This is a genomic window from Streptomyces sp. P17 (assembly GCF_032436805.1).
GTDB lineage: Bacteria > Actinomycetota > Actinomycetes > Streptomycetales > Streptomycetaceae > Streptomyces.
The window spans coordinates 1-285 of the sequence record NZ_JAVRBF010000627.1 but is presented as its reverse complement, the minus strand read 5'-3'; the positions used below and the strand labels follow the sequence as shown (position 1 = coordinate 285).

The 285-nt window shown below is 68.1% G+C and carries 1 protein-coding gene; it reads left to right on the top strand.

The annotated features are described in order from the left end of the window. Window positions 1-78: 78 nt before the first annotated feature. The coding region (locus tag RMT89_RS42370; protein WP_315889088.1) for a hypothetical protein at window positions 79-285 on the top strand (207 nt) is incomplete at its 3' end.

Here is a 285-nt window from a genome sequence, read left to right as displayed (position 1 = left end):
AGCGGGCTCTGTGGGATGTGCTCGACGCCGCGGCTGACCGGATCTGCTCGATCATCGAGCCCGTGGAGGTGTACTGAGATGCAGATCAGCCAGGTCAAGAGCGATGCATACTACCGCGCCAAGGTCGCCCGTCACCTCGCGAGCGTGGGCGCACCCGATGCCGACCCGACGCCGCTGGCCGAGTGGACTGCCGACGTCGACCGGGAGGGGCGGATGCGCCGGTCCGCGATCATCGACCAGACCGGTGCCGTGATCGCTGAGTGTGTGCGGATCGGTGGCGGCATG